This is a genomic window from Klebsiella spallanzanii (genome assembly GCF_902158555.1).
Classification (GTDB): domain Bacteria; phylum Pseudomonadota; class Gammaproteobacteria; order Enterobacterales; family Enterobacteriaceae; genus Klebsiella; species Klebsiella spallanzanii.
The window spans coordinates 12,276-32,759 of record NZ_CABGGS010000007.1 but is presented as its reverse complement, the minus strand read 5'-3'; the positions used below and the strand labels follow the sequence as shown (position 1 = coordinate 32,759).

Annotated in this window: 18 protein-coding genes and 2 pseudogenes; 14 read left to right on the top strand and 6 right to left on the bottom strand. The window is 55.5% G+C overall.

The window, feature by feature from the left end; all coding sequences use genetic code 11:
* The 7 genes from FN082_RS09260 (at position 1) to FN082_RS09225 (ending at position 5,749) form a co-directional block, all read left to right on the top strand.
* Positions 1-375, top strand: a complete 375-nt coding sequence (locus FN082_RS09260) for a YcfL family protein (protein ID WP_139537791.1) — start codon at positions 1-3, stop codon at positions 373-375.
* Between the two features lie 21 nt (positions 376-396).
* Entirely contained in the window at positions 397-1,023 is a 627-nt protein-coding gene (lpoB, locus tag FN082_RS09255) for a penicillin-binding protein activator LpoB (RefSeq protein WP_180349544.1), read from the top strand.
* Positions 1,004-1,822 (top strand): thiamine kinase, encoded by an 819-nt coding sequence (gene thiK, locus FN082_RS09250; protein WP_139537794.1) that lies wholly within the window; start codon positions 1,004-1,006, stop codon positions 1,820-1,822. The genes lpoB and thiK overlap by 20 nt, the downstream gene beginning before the upstream one ends.
* A gap of 31 nt (positions 1,823-1,853) precedes the next feature.
* A complete protein-coding gene (gene nagZ / locus FN082_RS09245) occupies positions 1,854-2,864 on the top strand; it encodes a beta-N-acetylhexosaminidase (protein WP_185931818.1) in 1,011 nt (336 codons plus the stop codon).
* A 36-nt stretch (positions 2,865-2,900) separates the two neighbouring features.
* The gene (ycfP, locus tag FN082_RS09240) at positions 2,901-3,443 is read left to right on the top strand and encodes an alpha/beta hydrolase YcfP (protein WP_112216810.1); all 543 of its coding nucleotides are present in this window, start codon (positions 2,901-2,903) and stop codon (positions 3,441-3,443) included.
* A gap of 236 nt (positions 3,444-3,679) precedes the next feature.
* Positions 3,680-4,984, top strand: coding sequence for an NAD(P)/FAD-dependent oxidoreductase (locus FN082_RS09230; protein ID WP_142981478.1), 1,305 nt, complete (start codon positions 3,680-3,682; stop codon positions 4,982-4,984).
* A 225-nt stretch (positions 4,985-5,209) separates the two neighbouring features.
* Positions 5,210-5,749, top strand: coding sequence for a glycine zipper 2TM domain-containing protein (locus FN082_RS09225; RefSeq protein WP_004131424.1), 540 nt, complete (start codon positions 5,210-5,212; stop codon positions 5,747-5,749).
* A 55-nt stretch (positions 5,750-5,804) separates the two neighbouring features.
* Here FN082_RS09225 and FN082_RS09220 read toward each other — a convergent pair whose 3' ends face one another.
* From FN082_RS09220 to FN082_RS30160, 3 genes and pseudogenes are all read right to left on the bottom strand, one after another.
* Positions 5,805-7,982: a TonB-dependent siderophore receptor gene (locus FN082_RS09220; protein WP_142981477.1), complete on the bottom strand. Its 2,178-nt coding sequence runs from the start codon at positions 7,980-7,982 to the stop codon at positions 5,805-5,807.
* A gap of 230 nt (positions 7,983-8,212) precedes the next feature.
* The gene (locus FN082_RS09215; RefSeq protein ID WP_139537802.1) at positions 8,213-8,848 is read right to left on the bottom strand and encodes a TetR/AcrR family transcriptional regulator; all 636 of its coding nucleotides are present in this window, start codon (positions 8,846-8,848) and stop codon (positions 8,213-8,215) included.
* 62 nt (positions 8,849-8,910) lie between these two features.
* Positions 8,911-8,973 (bottom strand): annotated as a pseudogene (locus FN082_RS30160) (hypothetical protein); the annotation flags it as partial.
* A 124-nt stretch (positions 8,974-9,097) separates the two neighbouring features.
* On the opposite strand from FN082_RS30160, the gene bhsA reads away from it, so the two are divergent.
* Positions 9,098-9,355, top strand: coding sequence for a multiple stress resistance protein BhsA (bhsA, locus tag FN082_RS09210; protein ID WP_110277139.1), 258 nt, complete (start codon positions 9,098-9,100; stop codon positions 9,353-9,355).
* 219 nt (positions 9,356-9,574) lie between these two features.
* On the opposite strand, the gene ldtC is transcribed toward bhsA, so the two are convergent.
* Positions 9,575-10,534, bottom strand: a complete 960-nt coding sequence (gene ldtC, locus FN082_RS09205) for a L,D-transpeptidase LdtC (RefSeq protein ID WP_139537804.1) — start codon at positions 10,532-10,534, stop codon at positions 9,575-9,577.
* Positions 10,535-10,699: 165 nt separating this feature from the next.
* Positions 10,700-14,146, bottom strand: coding sequence for a transcription-repair coupling factor (mfd, locus tag FN082_RS09200; protein ID WP_142981476.1), 3,447 nt, complete (start codon positions 14,144-14,146; stop codon positions 10,700-10,702).
* 39 nt (positions 14,147-14,185) lie between these two features.
* Here mfd and FN082_RS30470 point away from each other — a divergent pair.
* The 6 genes and pseudogenes from FN082_RS30470 to cobB all read left to right on the top strand — a co-directional run.
* A pseudogene (locus FN082_RS30470) lies at positions 14,186-14,278 on the top strand (hypothetical protein); the annotation flags it as partial.
* A 173-nt stretch (positions 14,279-14,451) separates the two neighbouring features.
* Positions 14,452-15,651 carry a lipoprotein-releasing ABC transporter permease subunit LolC gene (lolC, locus tag FN082_RS09190; protein ID WP_139537809.1) on the top strand — a complete coding sequence of 400 codons (1,200 nt, stop codon included), beginning with the start codon at positions 14,452-14,454 and terminating at the stop codon, positions 15,649-15,651.
* On the top strand, positions 15,644-16,345 hold the full coding sequence (lolD, locus tag FN082_RS09185) for a lipoprotein-releasing ABC transporter ATP-binding protein LolD (RefSeq protein ID WP_014228855.1): 702 nt from the start codon (positions 15,644-15,646) through the stop codon (positions 16,343-16,345). The genes lolC and lolD overlap by 8 nt, the downstream gene beginning before the upstream one ends.
* A complete protein-coding gene (gene lolE / locus FN082_RS09180) occupies positions 16,345-17,589 on the top strand; it encodes a lipoprotein-releasing ABC transporter permease subunit LolE (protein ID WP_139537811.1) in 1,245 nt (414 codons plus the stop codon). Before lolD ends, lolE begins: the two co-directional genes overlap by 1 nt.
* Positions 17,590-17,637: 48 nt before the next feature.
* A complete protein-coding gene (nagK, locus tag FN082_RS09175) occupies positions 17,638-18,549 on the top strand; it encodes an N-acetylglucosamine kinase (RefSeq protein WP_142981475.1) in 912 nt (303 codons plus the stop codon).
* A 14-nt stretch (positions 18,550-18,563) separates the two neighbouring features.
* Positions 18,564-19,388, top strand: a complete 825-nt coding sequence (gene cobB / locus FN082_RS09170; RefSeq protein ID WP_142981474.1) for a Sir2 family NAD+-dependent deacetylase — start codon at positions 18,564-18,566, stop codon at positions 19,386-19,388.
* Here the strand turns inward: cobB and FN082_RS09165 are convergent.
* Positions 19,385-20,443 (bottom strand): LacI family DNA-binding transcriptional regulator, encoded by a 1,059-nt coding sequence (locus tag FN082_RS09165; protein WP_142461403.1) that lies wholly within the window; start codon positions 20,441-20,443, stop codon positions 19,385-19,387. The two genes, cobB and FN082_RS09165, sit on opposite strands and share 4 nt — an antisense overlap.
* Between the last annotated feature and the right edge of the window lie 41 nt (positions 20,444-20,484).

Genomic DNA, 20,484 nt, shown 5'->3' with positions numbered 1-20,484 from the left:
ATGCGCGCAGCCCATTTCGGCGCATTTCTGGCCGCCGCTTTACTGGTCGGCTGCAGTTCGCATCCGGAAATTCCGGTTAGCGATCAGCAAAGCCTGGTGATGGAGTCAAACGTGTTGGCGGCGGGGATTAGCGCGGAAGTGCCGACGGTGACCGCATCCGAGATTCAGGCGACGGCAACCACCCGATTATTTAATGAACGTCAGGTGCCGGTTACCGTGCACTATCGCTTTTTCTGGTATGACGCGAGAGGGCTGGAGATGCATCCGCTGGAGTCTGCGCGGAGTATAACGGTTCCTGCACACTCTTCCGTTACGCTGTACGGTAGCGCCAATATTCTGGGGGCGCACAAGGCCCGACTTTATCTTTATCTGTAAGAGGTCATCGTAATGATTAAAATATGTCGCTATGCATTAGTTACCGCACTGGCGATATTCCTTGCCGGATGCGTGGGGCAACGTCAGGAACCCGCTCCCGTTGAGGAAGCACAGCCGAAGCCGCAGCAGCCCGTTCAGCCGCAGCCGACCGTGCCGAGTATTCCCGTAATACCAACGCAACCGGGGCCGATTGAGCACGGCGAGCAGCCAGCGCAACCCGCGCCACGCGTGCGTCATTTCGACTGGAATGCGGCGGTGCAGCCAATGATTGGCCAGATGCTGCAGGCCAGCGGCGTCAACGCGGGCAGCATTTTGCTGGTCGATAGCGTCAACAACCGCACAAACGGTACGCTAAATGCCGGGGAAGCTACGACGGCGCTGCGTAACGCGCTGGAAGGCAATGGCAAATTCACCCTGGTTTCGCAGCAGCAGCTTGGCGTGGCTAAACAGCAGCTTGGCCTGTCGCCGCAGGATAGCCTTGGGAGCCGCAGTAAAGCGATGGGTATTGCCCGTACCGTTGGCGCGCAGTATGTGCTCTATTCCAACGCGACCGGCAACGTCAATTCTCCTGAGCTGAAAATGCAACTGATGCTGGTACAAACCGGCGAAATTATCTGGTCAGGTAAAGGTGCAGTTCAGCAACAATAAGCTTACGCGCGACGAAGTGTTGTCGCGCTTTTTCCCTCGCTTCTCACCTGTCGCCGCGCTGACTGGAAACGGTCTGAGCGGCGGCAGTTGCATTCTCAGCGATGGTCATCAAAAGCGGGTACTGCGCCAGCCGCATGACGTGCAGGCACCATCCTGCTACTTTCGCCGTCAGTACCATGCGCTTTCCAGACTTCCCGACACCTTAGCTCCCGCGCCGCTTTTTTATTCACCCGCCTGGATGGTGGTGGAATATTGCGCTGGTGAAGTGGTCAATACGTTACCAGAGTGTCCGGCGCTTGCGGGGTTACTGTATCATCTGCATCAGCAACCGCGCTTTGGCTGGCGTATCGCGCTGCGGCCGCTGCTTGAGCTGTACTGGCAAGAGAGCTGTCCTGCACGGCGTACCCCGCAGTGGCTGCGCTGGCATAAACGGCTTCTGCGCCACGGTGAACCTCAGCCTTTGCGTCTTGCCCCCTTACATATGGATGTCCATGCGGGCAACATTGTTCATGGCGAGTCAGGGCTACGGCTCATTGATTGGGAATATGCTGGCGATGGCGATATCGCGCTGGAGCTGGCGGCGGTTTGGATTGAGCCTGTTGCGCATCGCCAGCTGGCCGCAGAGTACGCAAAATTGACTCATATTGATGAGCTTCAGCTATGGCGACAAATCCAGCGCTGGCGTCCATGGGTGCGGCTGCTGATGGCGGGGTGGTATGAACGGCGCTGGCAGCAAACCGGTGACCGGCAGTTTATTGCGCTGGCGGATGAGATATGGCGTCAGTTAGACAAAAAATAAAAGGATAAGAGAGGTTTGTGTGGGCCCGGTAATGTTGGATGTCGAAGGTTTTGAACTGGATGCGGAAGAGCGTGAGATTCTGGCGCATCCTTTAGTTGGCGGGCTAATCCTGTTTACCCGCAACTACCACGATCCGGCGCAGTTACGCGAACTGGTTCGCCAGATCCGCGAAGCTTCGCGCAATCATCTGGTGGTGGCGGTCGACCAGGAAGGCGGCCGCGTGCAGCGTTTCCGCGAGGGTTTTACCCGCCTGCCTGCGGCGCAATCCTTCGCCGCGCTGCTCGGCATGGAAGAGGGCGGCAAACTGGCTGAAGAGGCGGGCTGGCTGATGGCCAGCGAAATGATCGCCATGGATATTGATATCAGCTTTGCGCCAGTGTTGGATGTTGGGCACATCAGCGCCGCGATTGGCGAGCGTTCTTATCACGAAGACCCGGACAAAGCGCTGGCGATAGCCCGTCATTTTATTGACGGTATGCACGGCGCAGGTATGAAGACCACCGGTAAGCACTTCCCCGGTCACGGTGCGGTGACCGCAGACTCTCACAAAGAGACGCCACGTGACCCGCGCGAGGAAGCTGAAATTCGCGGTAAAGACATGGCGGTATTCCGCACGCTTATCAATGAGCAGCGGCTGGATGCCATCATGCCTGCCCATGTTATTTACAGCGACGTTGACCCGCGCCCGGCCAGCGGCTCTGCGCACTGGCTAAAAACGGTTCTGCGCGGCGAACTGGGTTTTGATGGCGTGATTTTCTCTGACGACCTGTCTATGGAAGGGGCGGCGATTATGGGCAGCTACGCCGAGCGCGGGCAGGCTTCGTTGGATGCGGGTTGCGATATGATCCTTGTCTGCAATAATCGTAAAGGTGCGGTCAGCGTGCTGGATAACCTGTCGCCGATCAAAGCAGAGCGTGTTACGAAATTGTATCATAAAGGTTCCTTTAGCCGTCAGGAGTTAAGGGATTCCGCCCGCTGGAAAACGATAAGCGCGCAGCTGGAGCAGCTTCATGCGCGCTGGCAAGAGGCGAAATCCGCGTAATAAACCTGAAAGGCGTTGTTGTCTGGTGAGGATGCGATGATTATCTATTTACATGGTTTTGACTCAAATAGCCCCGGTAACCATGAGAAGGTGCTTCAGCTTCAGTTTATCGACCCCGATGTCCGGTTGATCAGCTACAGCACGCGGCATCCCAAACATGATATGCAGCACTTGTTAAAAGAAGTCGATAAGATGCTGCAGCTGAGCGCTGACGATCGTCCGCTGATTTGCGGCGTGGGCCTCGGCGGTTTCTGGGCGGAGCGGATTGGCTTTCTTTGCGATATCCGCCAGGCCATTCTGAACCCGAATCTGTTTCCCAATGAAAATATGGAAGGTAAGATTGACCGGCCGGAAGAGTATGCGGATATTGCCACCAAGTGCGTAAATAATTTCCGCGAGAAAAACCGCGATCGTTGTCTGGTGGTGCTGTCACGGCAGGACGAAGCGCTGAATAGCCAGCGTTCGGCGGATCTGCTGCATCATTACTATGAGATAATCTGGGATGAAGAGCAGACCCACAAATTCAAGAATATCTCCCCGCATCTTCAGCGAATAAAAGCCTTTAAAACCCTCGGCTGATCTTCTCCCCCGGCCCGCAGCGTTAACACACTGCGGGCTTTTTTTATCCGTTTTTGCGATTGTGCGCTCAAAAAATATGCGGTAAAACTTGATGCATATCAATTTTGGTATGACCAATGCACCGTTCATGTTATTCTCGATCTCGCTGGATGGTTTCATTGCTGTAACCTGCTGTTAATTAAAGGCTATTTTTATAACTTTTAATTAACAATTGGTTAATAATTTTAGGGGGTTGTGTGACGACACCAATGAAAAAAATAGTGATTGTAGGTGGTGGTGCCGGTGGGCTGGAGCTGGCGACTCAGTTGGGTAAAAAGCTGGGTCGTAATAAAAAAGCCAAAATAACGCTGGTCGACCGCAATCATAGTCACCTGTGGAAACCGCTACTGCATGAAGTGGCAACCGGTTCACTTGATGAAGGTGTAGATGCGCTGAGCTACCTGGCTCATGCGCGTAACCATGGCTTCCAGTTCCAACTGGGCTCGGTGATGGATATCAACCGTGAAGCGAAGACCATCACTCTTGCCGAAGTGCATAACGAGAAGGGCGAGCTGCTGGTGGCCGAGCGTAAGCTGCCCTACGACACGCTGGTGATGGCGCTGGGCAGTACCTCTAACGATTTCAACACCCCAGGCGTAAAAGAGAACTGCATTTTCCTCGATAACCCGCATCAGGCGCGTCGTTTCCACCAGGAAATGCTGGATTTGTTCCTTAAGTATTCAGCGAATCTTGGCGTGAACGGTAAGGTGAATATCGCCATCGTTGGCGGCGGCGCGACCGGCGTGGAGCTGTCTGCTGAACTGCACAATGCGGTAAAACAGCTGCACAGCTACGGCTATAAAGGATTGACCAACGAAGCGCTGAACGTGACGCTGGTGGAAGCCGGGGAGCGTATTCTGCCTGCGCTACCTCCGCGTATTTCCGGTGCCGCGCACAGCGAGCTGACCAAGCTCGGCGTTCGCGTGTTGACTAAAACCATGGTCACCAGCGCCGATGCTAACGGTCTGCATACCAAAGACGGTGAGTTTATCGACGCAGATCTGATGGTCTGGGCGGCAGGGATTAAAGCGCCGGACTTTATGAAAGAAATTGGCGGTCTTGAAACCAACCGTATCAATCAGCTGGTGGTTGAGCCGACGTTACAAACGACCCGCGATCAGGATATCTACGCAATCGGCGACTGCGCTTCCTGCGCCCGTCCTGAAGGGGGCTTTGTCCCACCGCGCGCTCAGGCTGCTCATCAGATGGCAACCTGCGCTCTGCACAATATCCTCGCGCAAATCAAAGGTAAGCCGCTGAAATCGTATACTTATAAAGATCACGGTTCGCTGGTGTCGCTCTCCAACTACTCCACCGTCGGTAGCCTGATGGGCAACCTGATGCGCGGCTCAATGATGATCGAAGGGCGCATTGCGCGTTTCGTGTATATCTCTCTGTACCGCATGCATCAGATTGCGCTGCACGGCTACTTTAAAACCGGCCTGATGATGCTGGTAGGGCGTATCAATCGTATTATTCGCCCGCGTCTGAAGCTGCATTAATCACTGGTGGGCGGCAGAGCCAAAAGGTTTTGTCGCCCGATTCGATTTCGCATTACAACTAAAATATCCAGAATATCCTCCTGCCTTCCCCGCAATACCTTCTCGGACTTCTCTGAATTCCATTGATTTTCCGTACGTTCACGCACTTTTCATCCGCTTTCTTATTTGCAAGGCTTATGGCTGAGCGGCAAACTTAGCGTTAATAGCAACAAAGGAGGATGTCCCGTGAATAAATCAATGTTGGCGGGTATAGGGATTGGCGTGGCTGCCGCGCTGGGTGTTGCAGCCGTTGCTGGTCTTAACGTGTTAGATCGCGGCCCGCAGTATGCACAGGTCGTGTCCAGTACGCCGATAAAAGAGAGCGTCAAAACCCCGCGTCAGGAGTGCCGAAACGTCACCGTAACCCATCGTCGTCCGGTGCAGGATGAAAACCGCATTGCCGGTTCAGTATTAGGCGCAGTGGCAGGTGGAGTTATTGGTCATCAGTTCGGTGGCGGTCGCGGTCGTGATGTCGCCACCGTGGTAGGCGCGCTGGGCGGCGGCTATGCCGGAAACCAGATTCAGGGCTCAATGCAGGAAGGGGATACCTACACCACTACCCAGCAGCGCTGCAAAACGGTGTATGACAAATCGGAAAAAATGCTCGGCTATGACGTCACTTACAAAATCGGCGATCAGCAGGGCAAAATCCGCATGGATCGTGACCCTGGTACGCAAATTCCGCTGGACAGCAATGGTCAACTGATTCTGACTAACAAAGCGTAAAAAAGATGTTTATCTCTATTCGCCCCTCAGGCTTTCAGGCTGAGGGGCTTTTTTATCAGAAGCTCAAAGAGTAGTTCAGGCCAAAGGTACGACCGCGCCCTTTGTACTCGTAGAGAGAGCTGCTGCCGTAGGTTGGACTATAAAGCAGCGGCGCGCGCTGACCCCAAATGGTGACATAGTCTTCATTGAGCAGGTTTTCGATGCTGAAGGTCAGCTTGCCGAGCGGCAGCGCGTAGCTGCCGATAAAGTCCACGGTATTATAACCATCGAGCTTATTACCGCTGGCATCGCTTAAATCAAACACCTGCTGGCTTTGCACCCGCAGCGACCACGGTTCCGGTGCCCAGCCAACCCAGGCCGTCGCCTTTGATGGTGATGCGAGCGTCACATCCCACTTCTGCCAGCTGCCGTCGCTCTTCACCTGAGATTTCAGAACGTTAAAGTTAGCCCCGGCGCTCCAGTCGCTGTTCGGGAAGAAGTAATCCACTGCGCCCTCAACGCCATAAATACGACGTTTGTCGGACTGCACGTCGATTGTCATATCAGTACGGTTAACGACAATGGTTTTGTCGGAAGTCGAGTAGTAAGCCGCCAGCTGAGTGCGAAGATTATCACCGGTGTAGCGCCATCCCAGTTCGTATGAGTTGACTTTTATCCCCTGCAGCGGCGAGTCGCCTACGTTAACGCTTGAGAGCAGCGGAAGATGGCCGTTGACCGCCGCGCCATATTTACCAATGCCGTAGTATTTGCCCGGATCGGGCAGCTCCACGCCCTGGGAGAAGTTAAACCAGGTCTGCTGACGGTCGGTAAGATGAGCAACAATCCCGGCGTTAAATAAGAAGTTGTCGTAATCGGTTTTGCCGCCCGGAATGGCGTCCGCTGAGCTGACCTTACCGCTGGCGACATCCTGCTGCTGGGCATAGCCGACAAAATCATCGACCTTGTTTTCCGTCCACTGATAACGCACGCCGCCGCTAACGGTGAAGATATCATTCAGGTCATAGCTGGATTGCAGGAACGGTGCCAGGTTGGTAATGCTGTAGCCAGGATAACGACCGGTGGTGTAGATAGCCTGGTTGTTCAGGCCACCGGAAGGCATTGACTGACCCAGGTCGAAGAACATCTGGTTGGCGTTGAAGGTTTCGTGATCGGCGTCCAGTCCCCAGGTCAGATCCCAGCCGTCCAGCGGCTGGCTATTCAGGGTTATCTTCGCGCCGTACTGGTCGGTGTCCTGCTTTGAGGAAGAGAAGCTGCTGACCTGGCCTTTGCTGAGCGTAGGGAAGGGATAAAAGGTCAGTGATTCATCACGATAATAGACCTGGCTGACCAGGTTCTGGCCGAAAAAGTCTGCATCGGAATACTGCAGGCTAATCAGGTGGCGTTCGGTGCCGGGGACGCGATCGGAATTCAGGCCGTCGGTCGTAAAGGCTTTGCCATCGCCGGTCACCGCCGACATGTTTTCCCCCAGGTACAGCCCGTAATCGTCACCCTGACTTTTATAGTACTGCGTAACTAGCTGCAGCTGACGGTTATCGTCAATGTCAATGGTGCCCGTACCCATCACGTCCAGGCGGTCGGAATGCTGGAGGCCAGTCTGGGTATTATCGAGGATAAGCGCATCGTTGTTGCCGTCATACCAGCCGCCAAAGCGCTGATATGCGACCGATAAACGGCCGGATGCGTGCTCGGTGCCGCCGCTGACCGCTGCCGCGACGCGCTCATCGTGATCGTTGCTATTAGCAAAGCCGGTTTTGCCGCCCAGCTCCAGATCGACCTGGCGCTCCTGCTGGCCTTTTTTGGTCACGATGTTGATAAGTCCGCCGGTACTGCCGCCGCCGTACAACGACGTTGCCCCGGAGATCACCTCAATGTGCTCAATATTAAAAGGATCGATAGAGTCGAGCTGGCGGCTGTCGGTACGGGAAGAGTTAAGGCGAACGCCGTCAATCAGCACCACGATTGCACGGCCGCGCATATTCATGCCGTAGTTAGTCCGTCCCTGGCTGCTGACGTCGATGCCGGGGATCAGCTGCGCCAGTACGTCTTTGAATTCTTTACCGCCCTGAACCTGTTGTTCAATTTCCTGACCTTCGATAACCCAGGTGGTCTGCGCCATTTCAGCGACGGTTCGATGCGTTCGGTTGGCGCTGACAATCATGTTGTCATCAGCGGCCCAGGCGGGGAGGGCGGTAGCCAGCAGCAGTGGGTTAAGCACCCAGAGACGCTTTTTCATGCTCATTCCTTTTATGAATTTACGATATCGTTGTTTTAGTTTTCCGGTACGGGCGCACCGGTTGTTACAAGGTGAAATAAACAGAAATGTTTAAGGCTGAAGTTTGCCCGTATTGATTATTGTTATCAATATCATTCGCGTGAAATATGCAAATAACCTATTGAAAGCATTACTTAATGTGTGGGTAAAGCAGGGGGGACCGACGGAGGAGCCATCGGTCAAAGAGAGGCTTATTGCTGAAGAATCTGGGGCCACAGACGCATCGTGGTCTCGGCAATTTGCATGATTTTAGTGAAGTCCGCACCTTCGCGGGCGCTGATTGACATCCCCTGCAATATGCAGTTAAGGAACTGCGCCAGCTGACGCACATCGCCGTCTGGCGGCAGTTCGCCGCGCAGCTGTCGCTGCTGGAGAAATTGCGTTAGCGTCTGTTCCTGCATCGCGTGCCGCGACTTTACGGTATTGGCGATATCGGTTGATGATGCCGCCAGCGCTGCGGAAGTGTTGATCATAAAGCAGCCTGCGGGCGTTTCTTTGCTGGTAAAGCAGGTCGCGACGGCGGTGAAATAATCGCGTAATGCCCGATCGACGGTTTTATCGTCGTCAAACAACAGTGCTTCGTGTTTGGCGGCAAAACGCGCGATGTAGCGATCCAGCACCGCGCGAAACAACCCCTCTTTATTCACAAATTCAGCGTAGAGCGTAGGGGCTTTTGCACCCGTCGCCTCCACCAGATCGGCGAGAGAGGTGGCTTCATAGCCGTGCTGCCAGAAGAGTGTCATGGCCTTATCCAGCGCCGCTTCCCTGTCGAACACTTTAGGTCGGCCACGGCTTTTTTTCGTACAACTTTGAACGTCAGTTGTCATGATGCCGCTGTACCTGTGTTGGTTTGTTGAAAGGGCATTATAAAAATAAACCTTATGCGCTACCAGCGATCCGGGTCTAAAAATAAATAATTCATATATGTATGAATTTTAAGCTGTTTATAAATAGTTAAACGGTCGTTATAAAAATAGTTTGACGTGTGACTTGGATCACACTATCATTTACCTATCGATCGTTAAGTAAATGCGTTCGCCCCTACAAAAACATTCATCTGCACAGGTATAATAATCATGAAAAACGTTAAAACATTAGCCATCGCCGCTGTTCTTAGCTCGCTCTCTTTCGCCAGCTTTGCCGCCGTTGAAGTTCAGTCAACTCCAGCGGGTCAGCACAAAATCGGTACCGTTTCTGCTTCCGCAGGGACCAACTTGGGTTCTCTTGAAGATCAGCTGGCGCAAAAAGCTGAAGAGATGGGTGCAAGCTCTTACCGTATTACTTCAGTAACCGGCCCTAATACCCTTCACGGGACTGCGGTCATCTATAAATAATTTTTGTATTCCCCCTGTCATGCCACTGACAACACGCGGATCTGACCCCTTCAGCAGTCCGCGTTAAGCAAAAAGTAAGTTGTTCCCTGACGAAACGCGGTGTCCACCCCTTTATGGTGCCGCGACTCGCAGAAATGCAGTACTCTGTTTAGTTATTGCCATAAAAAAACCGCCTCAGTGAACTGAAGGCGGTTTTTTTACGTCCATTATTGGAGGGGGTTAAAGCGATTGTTCCGCGATGTGGTGGTGACGGGTGACGTCAATCGGCATACCCGAGCGTAGCGTCATCGCGCGCTCCATGACATCTCCGTCGGTCAACTGCGCCTGCTTAAAGGCCTGCATGCCGTCGTTAAGGGTAATCGGCAGCGTCTGCGGGTCGTCATCAATATGCTTCGACAGCGGCTGATGAATTTCCACCAGACGGGTACCGTTTGGCTCAACGGAAGCCTTAATTGGCGTATTGATAATGGTAACCTTCGTACCCGGGGTTATGACGTTGTACAGCGCTTTGATGTCGTTATCACGCAGGCGAATACAGCCGGAGCTGACGCGCATACCAATGCCGAAATCCGCGTTGGTCCCGTGCAGCAGATAGACGCCGCCATATGCCGCGAGGCGAATGGCGTGGTGGCCCATCGGGTTATCCGGCCCTGCTGGCACCACGGCGGGCAGGTCAATACCCATGGCTTTATAGCGGGCGCGGATATTGGCCGTTGGCGTCCATGTGGGGTTGGCGCGCTTGTCGGAGACGGTGGTGACCATCGTTGGCGTGATGGTATCGCCACCGAGCTGACCAATGCCGATGGGATAGACGGTGACCTCATTTTTGCCCGGCGGGTAGTAGTAGAGGCGAAGTTCGGCCAGGTTGATAACTAACCCTTCGCGCGGCGCGTCGGGTAGCAGGGTTTGCAGCGGAATAGTCAACACGCTACCGGCCCGCGGAACGTAAGCATCAACGCCGGGATTCGCCTGTAACAGCGCGAGAAAACCGACGTTGTACTTTTTGGCGATAGCTTCGAGAGAGCCACCGTTATTCTCGACAACGTGAAACTGGTTTTGCCCCACCAGACGGCTACCCGGAGGCGGCAGTGGCCAGGTATTGGCGCGAGCGGGCAGCGCCAGCGCGGCGGCGATAGCGATCATCCCCAGCCAGACAGAAATTCGCGTAAAGCTCTTCATCACCATAATTCCATAATAAGTAAGTGGTTATTTTTATACGGAAAAGCTCTGAGATTATGGCGGAGCGAGTGTTGGGAAGTGCAGAGGGATTGCAAAATGTTTGTAAATTTTGCCGAACATATCGGAGGGCCGGGATACGGCGCGCAGGCCGTATCCCGGATACCATCAGACGGTGGCGTTCTCTTCCAGCTGACGCATAAACTGACGCACCCAGTCCATCCGCGTTTTACGCTCGGCGAGATCCTGCATAAACTTCAGACGGGTCGGGCCATCTAGCCGATAGTGCTGAGGCTGTTTCTGCAGCAGACCAATCAGCCACATTGGGTTCACGTTATTCTTCTCGTTAAACTCAATGGTGCCGCCTTTTTCATTGCTCTCCAGTTTACGAATCCCCAGCTTTTGCGCCTGCTGACGAAGCCGGGCGATATCAAGCAGGTTTCTTGCCGGATCCGGTAGCAGGCCAAAGCGATCGATAAGCTCGACTTTGATCTCTTCCAGCTCATTCTCATTCTTCGCGCTGGCAATGCGCTTATAGAATGACAGGCGGGTATTGACATCAGGGATAAAATCGTCCGGCAGCAGTGATGGCATACGCAGCTCAACTTCGGTTTGTTGGCTGGTGAGATCTTCCAGCGACGGCTCGCGCCCGGCCTTCAGGGCATCAACGGCGTTTTCCAGCAGCTCCATATACAGCGAGAAACCGATGGTCTCCATTGAACCGCTCTGGTCCTCGCCCAGCAGTTCACCCGCGCCGCGAATTTCGAGGTCGTGGGTCGCCAGCGCGAACCCGGCGCCGAGATCTTCCAGCGAGGCGATGGCCTCAAGGCGTTTTTGCGCATCGGTGGTCATCGCTTTCGGGTGTGGGGTCAGCAGCCAGGCGTAGGCCTGATGGTGCGAACGACCGACGCGACCGCGCAGTTGGTGCAACTGAGCCAGGCCGAAGTGATCGGCACGCTCGATAATAATGGTGTTTGCCGTCGGAATGTCGATGCCGGTTTCGATAATGGTGGTGCACACCAGCACGTTAAAGCGCTGGTGGTGGAAATCGTTCATCACCCGCTCCAGCTCGCGCTCGCGCATCTGCCCGTGGCCGATGGCGATACGCGCTTCCGGCACCAGCTCCGCCAGCCTGTCCGCTGCTTTCTGGATATTCTCCACATCATTGTAGAGATAGTAGACCTGGCCGCCGCGCAGCACCTCACGCAATATCGCCTCGCGTACCACCAGCGCATCATATTCGCGCACGAAGGTTTTCACCGCCAGACGACGGGCGGGCGGCGTGGCGATAATCGACAGGTCGCGCATACCGCTCATCGCCATATTCAGGGTTCGCGGAATCGGCGTTGCGGTCAGGGTCAGGATATCGACATCGGCGCGCATCGCTTTAATGCGCTCTTTGTGGCGCACGCCAAAGCGGTGCTCCTCATCGACGATCAGCAGACCAAGATCGCGCAGCTTCACGTCCGGTTGCAGCAGCTTATGGGTGCCAATAAGAATATCGATTTTTCCTTCCGCCACCTGCTCAAGGATCTGCGCTTGCTCTTTAGCGCTTCTGAAACGCGAGAGCATTTCGATGCGCACTGGCCAGTTGGCGAAGCGATCGCGGAAGTTATCGAAGTGCTGCTGGGCGAGCAGGGTGGTCGGTACCAGCACCGCCACCTGCTTGTGGTTTTCGACCGCCAGAAAAGCGGCGCGCATGGCGACTTCGGTTTTACCAAAGCCCACATCGCCGCAGACCAGCCGATCCATCGCCAGCGGCTGGCACATATCGCTTAACACGGCGTTGATGGCCTGCGCTTGATCGGGCGTGGTTTCGAACGGGAAGCCGTCGCAGAATAGCTGATACTGTTCTTTATCGTGTTTAAAGGCGTAGCCCTCTTTCGCCGCGCGCTGAGCGTAGATATCCAGCAGCTCGGCGGCCACATCGCGCACTTTCTCGGCGGCTTTCTGTCGCGCTCGCGCCCAAACGTCGCCGCCCAGTTTGTGCAGCGGCGCGTTTTCTTCCGCACCGCCCGCATAGCGGCTAATCAGATGCAGCGACGACACCGGCACGTACAGTTTGGCGTCATTGGCGTAGGTCAGCATCAGGTATTCGCCGTTGATGCCGCCCGCTTCAAGGGTGGTCATTCCGGCATAGCGGCCAACCCCGTGCTCAAGATGTACCACCGGCTGCCCGATGTGCAGCTCTGCCAGGTTACGGATTAACGTATCCGGATTTATCGTGCGGCGTGAATCCTGACGACGGCGGGCGACGCGCTCGCCCAGCAGGTCGCTTTCGCAAATCAGCGCCAGATTACGCTGGCTATCAATAAAGCCATGCTCGGCGGCGCCGATCATCAGATAGCGGCCGTTGCCCGTCGCCTCTTCAAGACGCAGGATATGCTTTGGCGCAACCTTAATGCGCGCCAGCATTTCGCCCAACGCTTCGCGACGCCCCTCGCTTTCGACCGAGAAGATTGCAGGTCCGCTAAAGGATTCAAGGAACCGGCGCAGGTTATCCAGCGGCGCTTTGTTCTGCGCCTGAATTGCCAGTTCGGGTAATTTTTGATAACCGAGGTTGGTATTGGCGGCTTTCTCCGCCAGACGCTCGGTTTTAAGCTGCACGCGCGGCCATTTTTTTAGCTCGCTAAACAGCTCATCGCTACGCAGCCATAGCATCTCAGGTGGCAGAAGCGGGCGCATCGGGTCGACGCCGCGATTTTCAAAGCGGGCGCGGGTTTCATTCTGGAATCGTTCGGCGCTGGCCTCCAGATCGCCAGTATTCACAATCAGCGTTTTCGCCGGGAAATAGCTGAACAGCGGCGGTAACGGTTCGTTAAAAAACAGCGGCTGCCAGTATTCGATCCCCGCCGGCAGCGTGCCTTTACTGACCTGTTGATAAATATGTTCGGCGTCGCGTTTCACGTCAAAACGATCGCGCCATTGGCTGCGGAACAGCTCGATGGCGGCCTGGTCGGTCGGAAATTCGTGTGCCGGAAGCAGGTTAATGCTGGCGACTTCTTCCAGCGTCCGCTGGCTGTCGACGTCGAACAGACGCAGGCTGTCGATCTCATCATCGAAAAAATCGAGACGGTAGGGCTGTTCGCTGCCCATAGGGAACAGGTCGAGCAGCGCGCCGCGGGTGGCGTATTCGCCGTGTTCCATCACCTGGTCGACGTGACGGTAGCCCGCGCTGTCCAACTGAGTGCGCAGCGCGTCCCGCGACAGCCGTTGCCCTTTTTTCATCACCAGCGCATGGCCGTGGAGGAAATTATGCGGACAGACGCGCTGCATGAGTGTACTGACCGGAACGATCAGTACGCCGCGTTCCATGGTCGGGAGCTGGTACAGGGTGGCGAGGCGAGAAGAGATAATGTCCTGGTGCGGCGAAAAGCTGTCGTAGGGGAGCGTTTCCCAGTCCGCCAGACCTGCCACCATGCTGTCGGTAAACTGCCTGATTTCATCATTCAGACGCAGGGCGTTTTGCATATCGGGGGCTATCAGCACCACCGGACCGCCGTGGCGTTCGGCCATTTCTGCTACCAGAGTGGCACAGGCCGCGCCGGTAAGTTCGCCAAGCTGGCGCTGATCGCCGGCTTTAACCGGCAGAGAGTATCGGTATTGTTCAGGCATAGACGTTATCATAATCTCTTGGGGATTCGCTCTGCCGATATGGAGGGCAACTCGCTGATATTCAATAGTGTGATTATCCGCGATCGACCTGGATTCGCCAACCCGTATCGTAAATGTCATGTTTTGGGCAAAAATGTAACGGACTCTGATAAGCGTAAAGATAAATCAGTACTGGCTTTGTTATCTTTTTGTTTTTGCAGGGTTTTCATGGTGATTGCTAATAAAATCGTCAAGTTTCAGACATTTACGCTGCTCATAATCGCTTATATACTCGGGCATCGGCTATCAGCAATCAGATGGATGACATGTATCAACCTGCCGCACTCTTTATCGGCCTTCGCTATATGCGCGGGCGCGCAGCCGACCGCTTCGGTCGTTTCGTCTCCTGGCTCTCGACCATTGGCATTACGCTCGGCGTGATGGCGCTGGTGACCGTTTTATCGGTGATGAACGGTTTTGAACGCGAGTTGCAAAACAACATCCTGGGGTTGATGCCCCAGGCTATTCTTAGCGCCCAGCAGGGGTCTGTAAACCCGCAACAACTGCCGGAAAGCGCGGTCAAATTACAGGGCGTTACCCGCGTTGCGCCACTGACCACCGGCGATGTGGTGCTGCAAAGCGCCCGTAGCGTAGCGGTTGGCGTGATGCTGGGCATTGACCCTGCACAAAAAGATCCCCTGACTCCCTATCTGGTTAACGTCAAGCAGAGCGATCTGCAGGCAGGAAAGTATAACGTTATCCTGGGCGAGCAGCTGGCAGGGCAACTGGGGGTTAACCGCGGCGACCAGATCCGCGTGATGGTCCCTTCCGCCAGTCAGTTTACCCCGATGGGGCGAGTGCCCAGCCAGCGCCTGTTTAACGTGATTGGCACCTTCGCCGCCAGCAGCGAAGTGGATGGTTATCAGATGTTGACGAACATCGACGATGCTTCGCGCCTGATGCGCTATCCGCTGGGGAATATTACCGGCTGGCGTCTGTGGCTGAATCAGCCTTTGCAGGTCGACACCCTTAGCCAACAGACGCTGCCGGAAGGCACTAAATGGCAGGACTGGCGGGAGCGTAAAGGCGAGCTGTTCCAGGCCGTGCGGATGGAAAAAAATATGATGGGCCTGCTGCTGAGCCTGATCGTCGCCGTCGCCGCCTTCAACATTATCACCTCTCTGGGAATGATGGTGATGGAGAAGCAGGGCGAAGTAGCGATTTTACAGACGCTGGGACTTACGCCTCGGCAGATTATGCTGGTCTTTATGGTTCAGGGGGCCAGCGCCGGGATCGTCGGCGCGCTGCTTGGCGCAGGGCTGGGCGCGCTGCTTGCCAGTCAGTTAAATAATTTGATGCCGATTATCGGCGCGTTTCTTGACGGCGCCGCGTTGCCGGTGGCCATTGAGCCGCTGCAGGTGATCGTGATTGCCCTGGTGGCGATGGTGCTGGCATTACTCTCTACGTTATATCCTTCATGGCGCGCTGCCGCCACTCAACCCGCTGAGGCTTTACGTTATGAATAAGATCCTGCTGCAATGCGACAACCTGTGCAAACGCTATCAGGAAGGCACCGTGCAAACCGACGTATTGCATGATGTCAGCTTCAGTATTGAGGAGGGCGAGATGATGGCGATTGTCGGTACCTCGGGTTCTGGCAAAAGTACGCTGCTGCATCTGCTTGGCGGGCTGGATACGCCGACCTCCGGCGACGTTATCTTTTCTGGTCAACCGATGAGCCAGCTCTCCGCCGCCGCGCGTGCCGATCTGCGTAACCGCGAGCTGGGCTTTATCTATCAGTTCCACCATCTGTTGCCGGATTTTACTGCGCTGGAAAACGTGGCCATGCCGTTGCTGATTGGTAAGCAGAAGGCGGCGGATATTGAGCGCCAGGCAAAAGCGATGCTGCGCGCCGTCGGGCTTGAGCACCGCAGCGACCATCGTCCGTCGGAGCTTTCCGGCGGCGAGCGCCAGCGCGTCGCGATTGCCCGCGCGCTGGTTAACAAACCGCGCCTGGTGCTGGCCGATGAACCTACCGGTAACCTCGATGCCCGTAACGCTGACAGCATTTTCCAGCTACTTGGCGAGCTGAACGTGGCGCAGCGCACTGCCTTTCTGGTGGTCACTCACGATCTGCAACTGGCAAAACGTATGAGCCGTCAGCTGGAGATGCGCGACGGGCGCCTGACCGCTGAACTCTCCCTGATGGGGGCTGAGTAATGGCTTCTCCGTTATCGTTATTGATCGCCCTGCGCTTTAGCCGCGGACGGCGGCGCGGCGGGATGGTGTCGCTGATTTCGGTTATCTCAACCATCGGTATTGCGCTGGGCGTAGCGGTATTGATCGTCGGCCTGAGCGCGATGAACGGCTTTGAGCGCGAACTCAATAACCGCATTCTGGCGGTGGTTCCGCACGGTGAAATCGAGCCGGTAAACCAGCCATGGAACAACTGGAGCGAGGCGCTGGCGAAGGTTGAAAAGGTCAAAGGCATCGTTGCTGCAGCGCCGTATATTAACTTCACCGGGCTGGTGGAGAGCGGCAGCAACATGCGCGCCATCCAGGTGAAAGGCGTCGACCCGCAGCAGGAGAGCCGTCTGAGTTCACTGCCAAACTTTGTACAGAATAATGCCTGGGCCAGTTTTAAAGCCGGGGAGCAGCAGGTGATCCTCGGCAAAGGCGTTGCCGATGCCCTGCACGTTAAGCAGGGTGACTGGGTTTCCATCATGATCCCTAACTCTGATGCCGACCATCAGCTGCTGCAGCCAAAGCGCGTCAGGCTCCACGTCACCGGTATTTTACAGCTCAGCGGCCAGCTCGATCATAGTTTTGCCATGATCCCGATGCAGGATGCGCAGCAGTATCTTGATATGGGCAGCAGCGTGACCGGTATCGCCATCAAAGTGACTGACGTGTTCCACGCGAATACCCTGGTGCGCGATGCGGGTGAAGTGACCAACAGTTACGTTTATATCAAAAGCTGGATAGGTACCTACGGCTACATGTACCGCGATATTCAGATGATCCGCGCCATTATGTACTTGGCGATGGTGCTGGTGATAGGAGTGGCCTGCTTTAACATCGTCTCAACCCTGGTGATGGCGGTGAAAGATAAAAGCGGCGATATTGCGGTGCTGCGCACGCTTGGCGCGAAAGACGGCCTGATCCGCGCGATTTTCGTATGGTATGGTTTACTTGCAGGTTCGGTAGGGAGCCTGATTGGGGTGGCGATTGGCGTTATCTGCGCGTTTAAGCTGACCTCAATTATTAACGAGATTGAGGACCTGATCGGGCATAAATTCCTCTCCGGCGACATCTATTTTATTGACTTCCTGCCGTCTGAACTGCACTGGCTGGACGTCGTTTACGTGCTGGTGACGGCACTGTTGCTGAGTTTGCTGGCCAGCTGGTATCCCGCCCGCCGCGCCAGCCGCATTGACCCGGCGAGGGTGCTGAGTGGCCAGTAATTTATCGTCATCGTCGGCTTTGCTGACGACTCAAGAGGAATTGCTGAAATGTACTATGGATTTGACATTGGCGGCAGCAAGATAGCGCTGGGCGTATTTGATAAACAGCGGCGGCTGCAGTGGGAAAAACGCGTTGCTACGCCAAAAGAGAGCTACGAGGCTTTTTTGCTGGCGGTGGAAGCGCTGGTACAGGAAGCCGACCAACGCTTCGGTAGCCAGGGCTCGGTGGGCATTGGTATTCCGGGAATGCCGGAAACGGAAGATGGCACGCTGTATGCCGCTAACGTTCCTGCCGCCAGCGGCAGGCGACTGCGGGCCGATCTGAGCGAGCGTCTGGGGCGCGACGTGCGCCTTGATAACGACGCTAACTGTTTTGCGCTTTCCGAAGCGTGGGACGACGAATTTACGCAATACCCGCTGGTAATGGGAATGATCCTCGGCACCGGCGTGGGTGGCGGTTTGGTACTCAACGGTAAATCGATTACCGGGCATCGCTATATTACCGGCGAATTCGGCCACATCCGCCTGCCGGTGGATGCGCTGGAAGTGGTGGGGCGTGATTTTCCACTCACCCGCTGCGGCTGTGGCCAACTGGGCTGCATTGAAAATTACCTTTCTGGTCGCGGTTTCGCCTGGCTGTACGAACATTTTTACCACCAATCCTTAACCTCGCCCGACATCGTCGCGCTCTGGCAGCAGGGTGATGTGAAGGCGCGTGAACACGTCGAGCGTTATCTCGACCTGCTGGCGGTGTGCCTGGGCAATATTTTGACGATTGTTGACCCGGATCTGCTGGTGCTTGGCGGAGGATTGTCTAACTTTACTGCAATAACCGAAGGGCTGGCGCAGCGCCTGCCGCGACATCTGCTCCCTGTTGCCAGCGTACTGCGCATCGAGCGCGCGCGTCATGGCGATGCCGGAGGTATGCGCGGTGCGGCCTTCCTTCATCTGACTCATTAAACACAGAGGTAGCTATGCAGTCGCGCCGCTCACATCGATTAAGCCGATTTCGCCGCAATAAACGCCGGTTACGAGACCGTCTGCGTCAGCGGATTTTCTTCGGTGAAGATAAGGAGACCCCTGAAGCGATGGAAAAACCAAGAGTCGTGGTATTAACCGGCGCGGGTATCTCGGCGGAGTCGGGAATTAAAACCTTCCGCGCCGCCGATGGTCTGTGGGAAGAACATCGGGTGGAAGATGTGGCGACGCCGGAAGGCTTTGCCCGCGACCCGGCGCTGGTGCAGGCGTTTTATAACGACCGTCGCCGCCAGCTGCAAAGCCCGGATATTGTACCTAATGCGGCGCATCAGGCGCTGGCGCGGCTGGAAGAGGCGCTGGGCGACCATTTTCTGTTGGTTACCCAGAATATTGATAATCTGCATGAGCGCGCGGGCAACCGTCGGGTGATTCATATGCACGGTGAGCTGCTGAAGGTGCGCTGCTCGTGGAGCGGTCAGGTGCTGGAGTGGACCGGCGATGTGACGACGGAAGATAAATGTCACTGCTGCCAGTTCCCCGCGCCGCTGCGCCCGCACGTCGTGTGGTTCGGCGAGATGCCGCTGGATATGGATGAAATCTACCTGGCGCTGGCTGAGTGCGATATTTTTATCGCTATCGGTACTTCCGGGCACGTTTATCCGGCAGCGGGGTTTGTTCATGAAGCGCGTCTACAGGGCGCTCATACGATTGAGCTAAACCTTGAGCCAAGCCAGGTGGGCAGTGAGTTTGCCGAAAAACACTACGGCCTGGCAAGCGTAGTCGTGCCGGAATTTATCGGCAAGCTGTTAAAGGGGTTTTAACGCTGCGGCTTTCTGCTGCTGGCGCGAACTTTCAAGCTGGAGGGTAGCTCAATGGCGCTCTCCGGCGTATTTCCTGTCAGCAAATCCAGCAGCGTTTTACCCGCAATGGTACCCGCTTCACTCCACGGAAACTCTACCGCCGTTAATGCAGGCGAGCAGACCGCTGCCAGCGTACCGCCGCTCAGGCTGGCCAGCGCCAGCGTATCCGGCACCTTAATCCCCGCGTTATGACAGGCCATAATACAGCCGCAAGCCAGTTCGTCTGAGGTACAGATCAGCGCATCCAGTTCGGGCCAGGTGATGCGAATATCGTTCAACAGGTTAAAGCCAGTGGTGATCCCAGAAGGTAAATGCGGCGTTACCACCCGGTGTGGGGAGTGGTTGATAGAGAGCATCGCGCTATTCCAGCCGCTTAATACCTGCTTGAACATCAGATTGTTTGACGCTGTGCAGAGTAAACCAAGGTTTTTATAGCCCGCCTGAGCCAACGAAGAAACCAGTTTTTTTAGCGCTGCGGAGTAGTCTACCCCGACGCTGACGCCGGCCGTCTCGCGATTAATTGCGCCGATTTCCACCATCGGTATACCGGCATTCATCAGCATCTGCGAACAGCTGTCAATGTTATCGATATTGAATTGAACAATTGCCGCAGGATTATAGGCCAGCATCTGCTGAAAAGCCTTCTCCTCACTTTGCCCGCCCTGGCCGGACTCGATAAACATCATGGTATAGCCGCGTGAAGCGAGGACGGTTTGCAGCGTTTCTGAGGCGGCGATAAAACCGGGCGATGAGAAAGAGGGGACGACGCCCATTACCAGCGTTGAATCAGCCGAGGCCAGGCTGCGAGCCTGCAAATTGGGTACATAGCCAAGTTCGCTGACTGCGGCTTCAATACGCGTGCGTAGCTCTGGGTTGACCTTTTCAGGCATGCGTAACGCGCGGGATACGGTCATGGTACTGACGCCCACCAGCTTTGCGACTTCTGCCAGCGTGATTTTGCCGGTGTTCTTTCTGCGTTTTTCTTTTGCGCCGTCATCCGTTTGTAACGTCTGCACTGATTTCCTCCTGTTTACCCAATCGCTCTGGCCTATTGTAA

Bases quoted from the DNA above. Each gene is read 5' to 3' on its own strand.
- lolE (WP_139537811.1), top strand. From the start codon at position 16,345: ATGGCTTCTCCGTTATCGTTATTGATCGCCCTGCGCTTTAGCCGCGGA.
- nagK (WP_142981475.1), top strand. From the start codon at position 17,638: ATGTACTATGGATTTGACATTGGCGGCAGCAAGATAGCGCTGGGCGTA.
- lolC (WP_139537809.1), top strand. From the start codon at position 14,452: ATGTATCAACCTGCCGCACTCTTTATCGGCCTTCGCTATATGCGCGGG.
- ycfP (WP_112216810.1), top strand. From the start codon at position 2,901: ATGATTATCTATTTACATGGTTTTGACTCAAATAGCCCCGGTAACCAT.
- nagZ (WP_185931818.1), top strand. From the start codon at position 1,854: ATGTTGGATGTCGAAGGTTTTGAACTGGATGCGGAAGAGCGTGAGATT.
- FN082_RS09220 (WP_142981477.1), bottom strand. From the start codon at position 7,982: ATGAAAAAGCGTCTCTGGGTGCTTAACCCACTGCTGCTGGCTACCGCC.
- bhsA (WP_110277139.1), top strand. From the start codon at position 9,098: ATGAAAAACGTTAAAACATTAGCCATCGCCGCTGTTCTTAGCTCGCTC.
- ldtC (WP_139537804.1), bottom strand. From the start codon at position 10,534: ATGAAGAGCTTTACGCGAATTTCTGTCTGGCTGGGGATGATCGCTATC.
- FN082_RS09215 (WP_139537802.1), bottom strand. From the start codon at position 8,848: ATGACAACTGACGTTCAAAGTTGTACGAAAAAAAGCCGTGGCCGACCT.
- mfd (WP_142981476.1), bottom strand. From the start codon at position 14,146: ATGCCTGAACAATACCGATACTCTCTGCCGGTTAAAGCCGGCGATCAG.
- lolD (WP_014228855.1), top strand. From the start codon at position 15,644: ATGAATAAGATCCTGCTGCAATGCGACAACCTGTGCAAACGCTATCAG.
- FN082_RS09260 (WP_139537791.1), top strand. From the start codon at position 1: ATGCGCGCAGCCCATTTCGGCGCATTTCTGGCCGCCGCTTTACTGGTC.
- cobB (WP_142981474.1), top strand. From the start codon at position 18,564: ATGCAGTCGCGCCGCTCACATCGATTAAGCCGATTTCGCCGCAATAAA.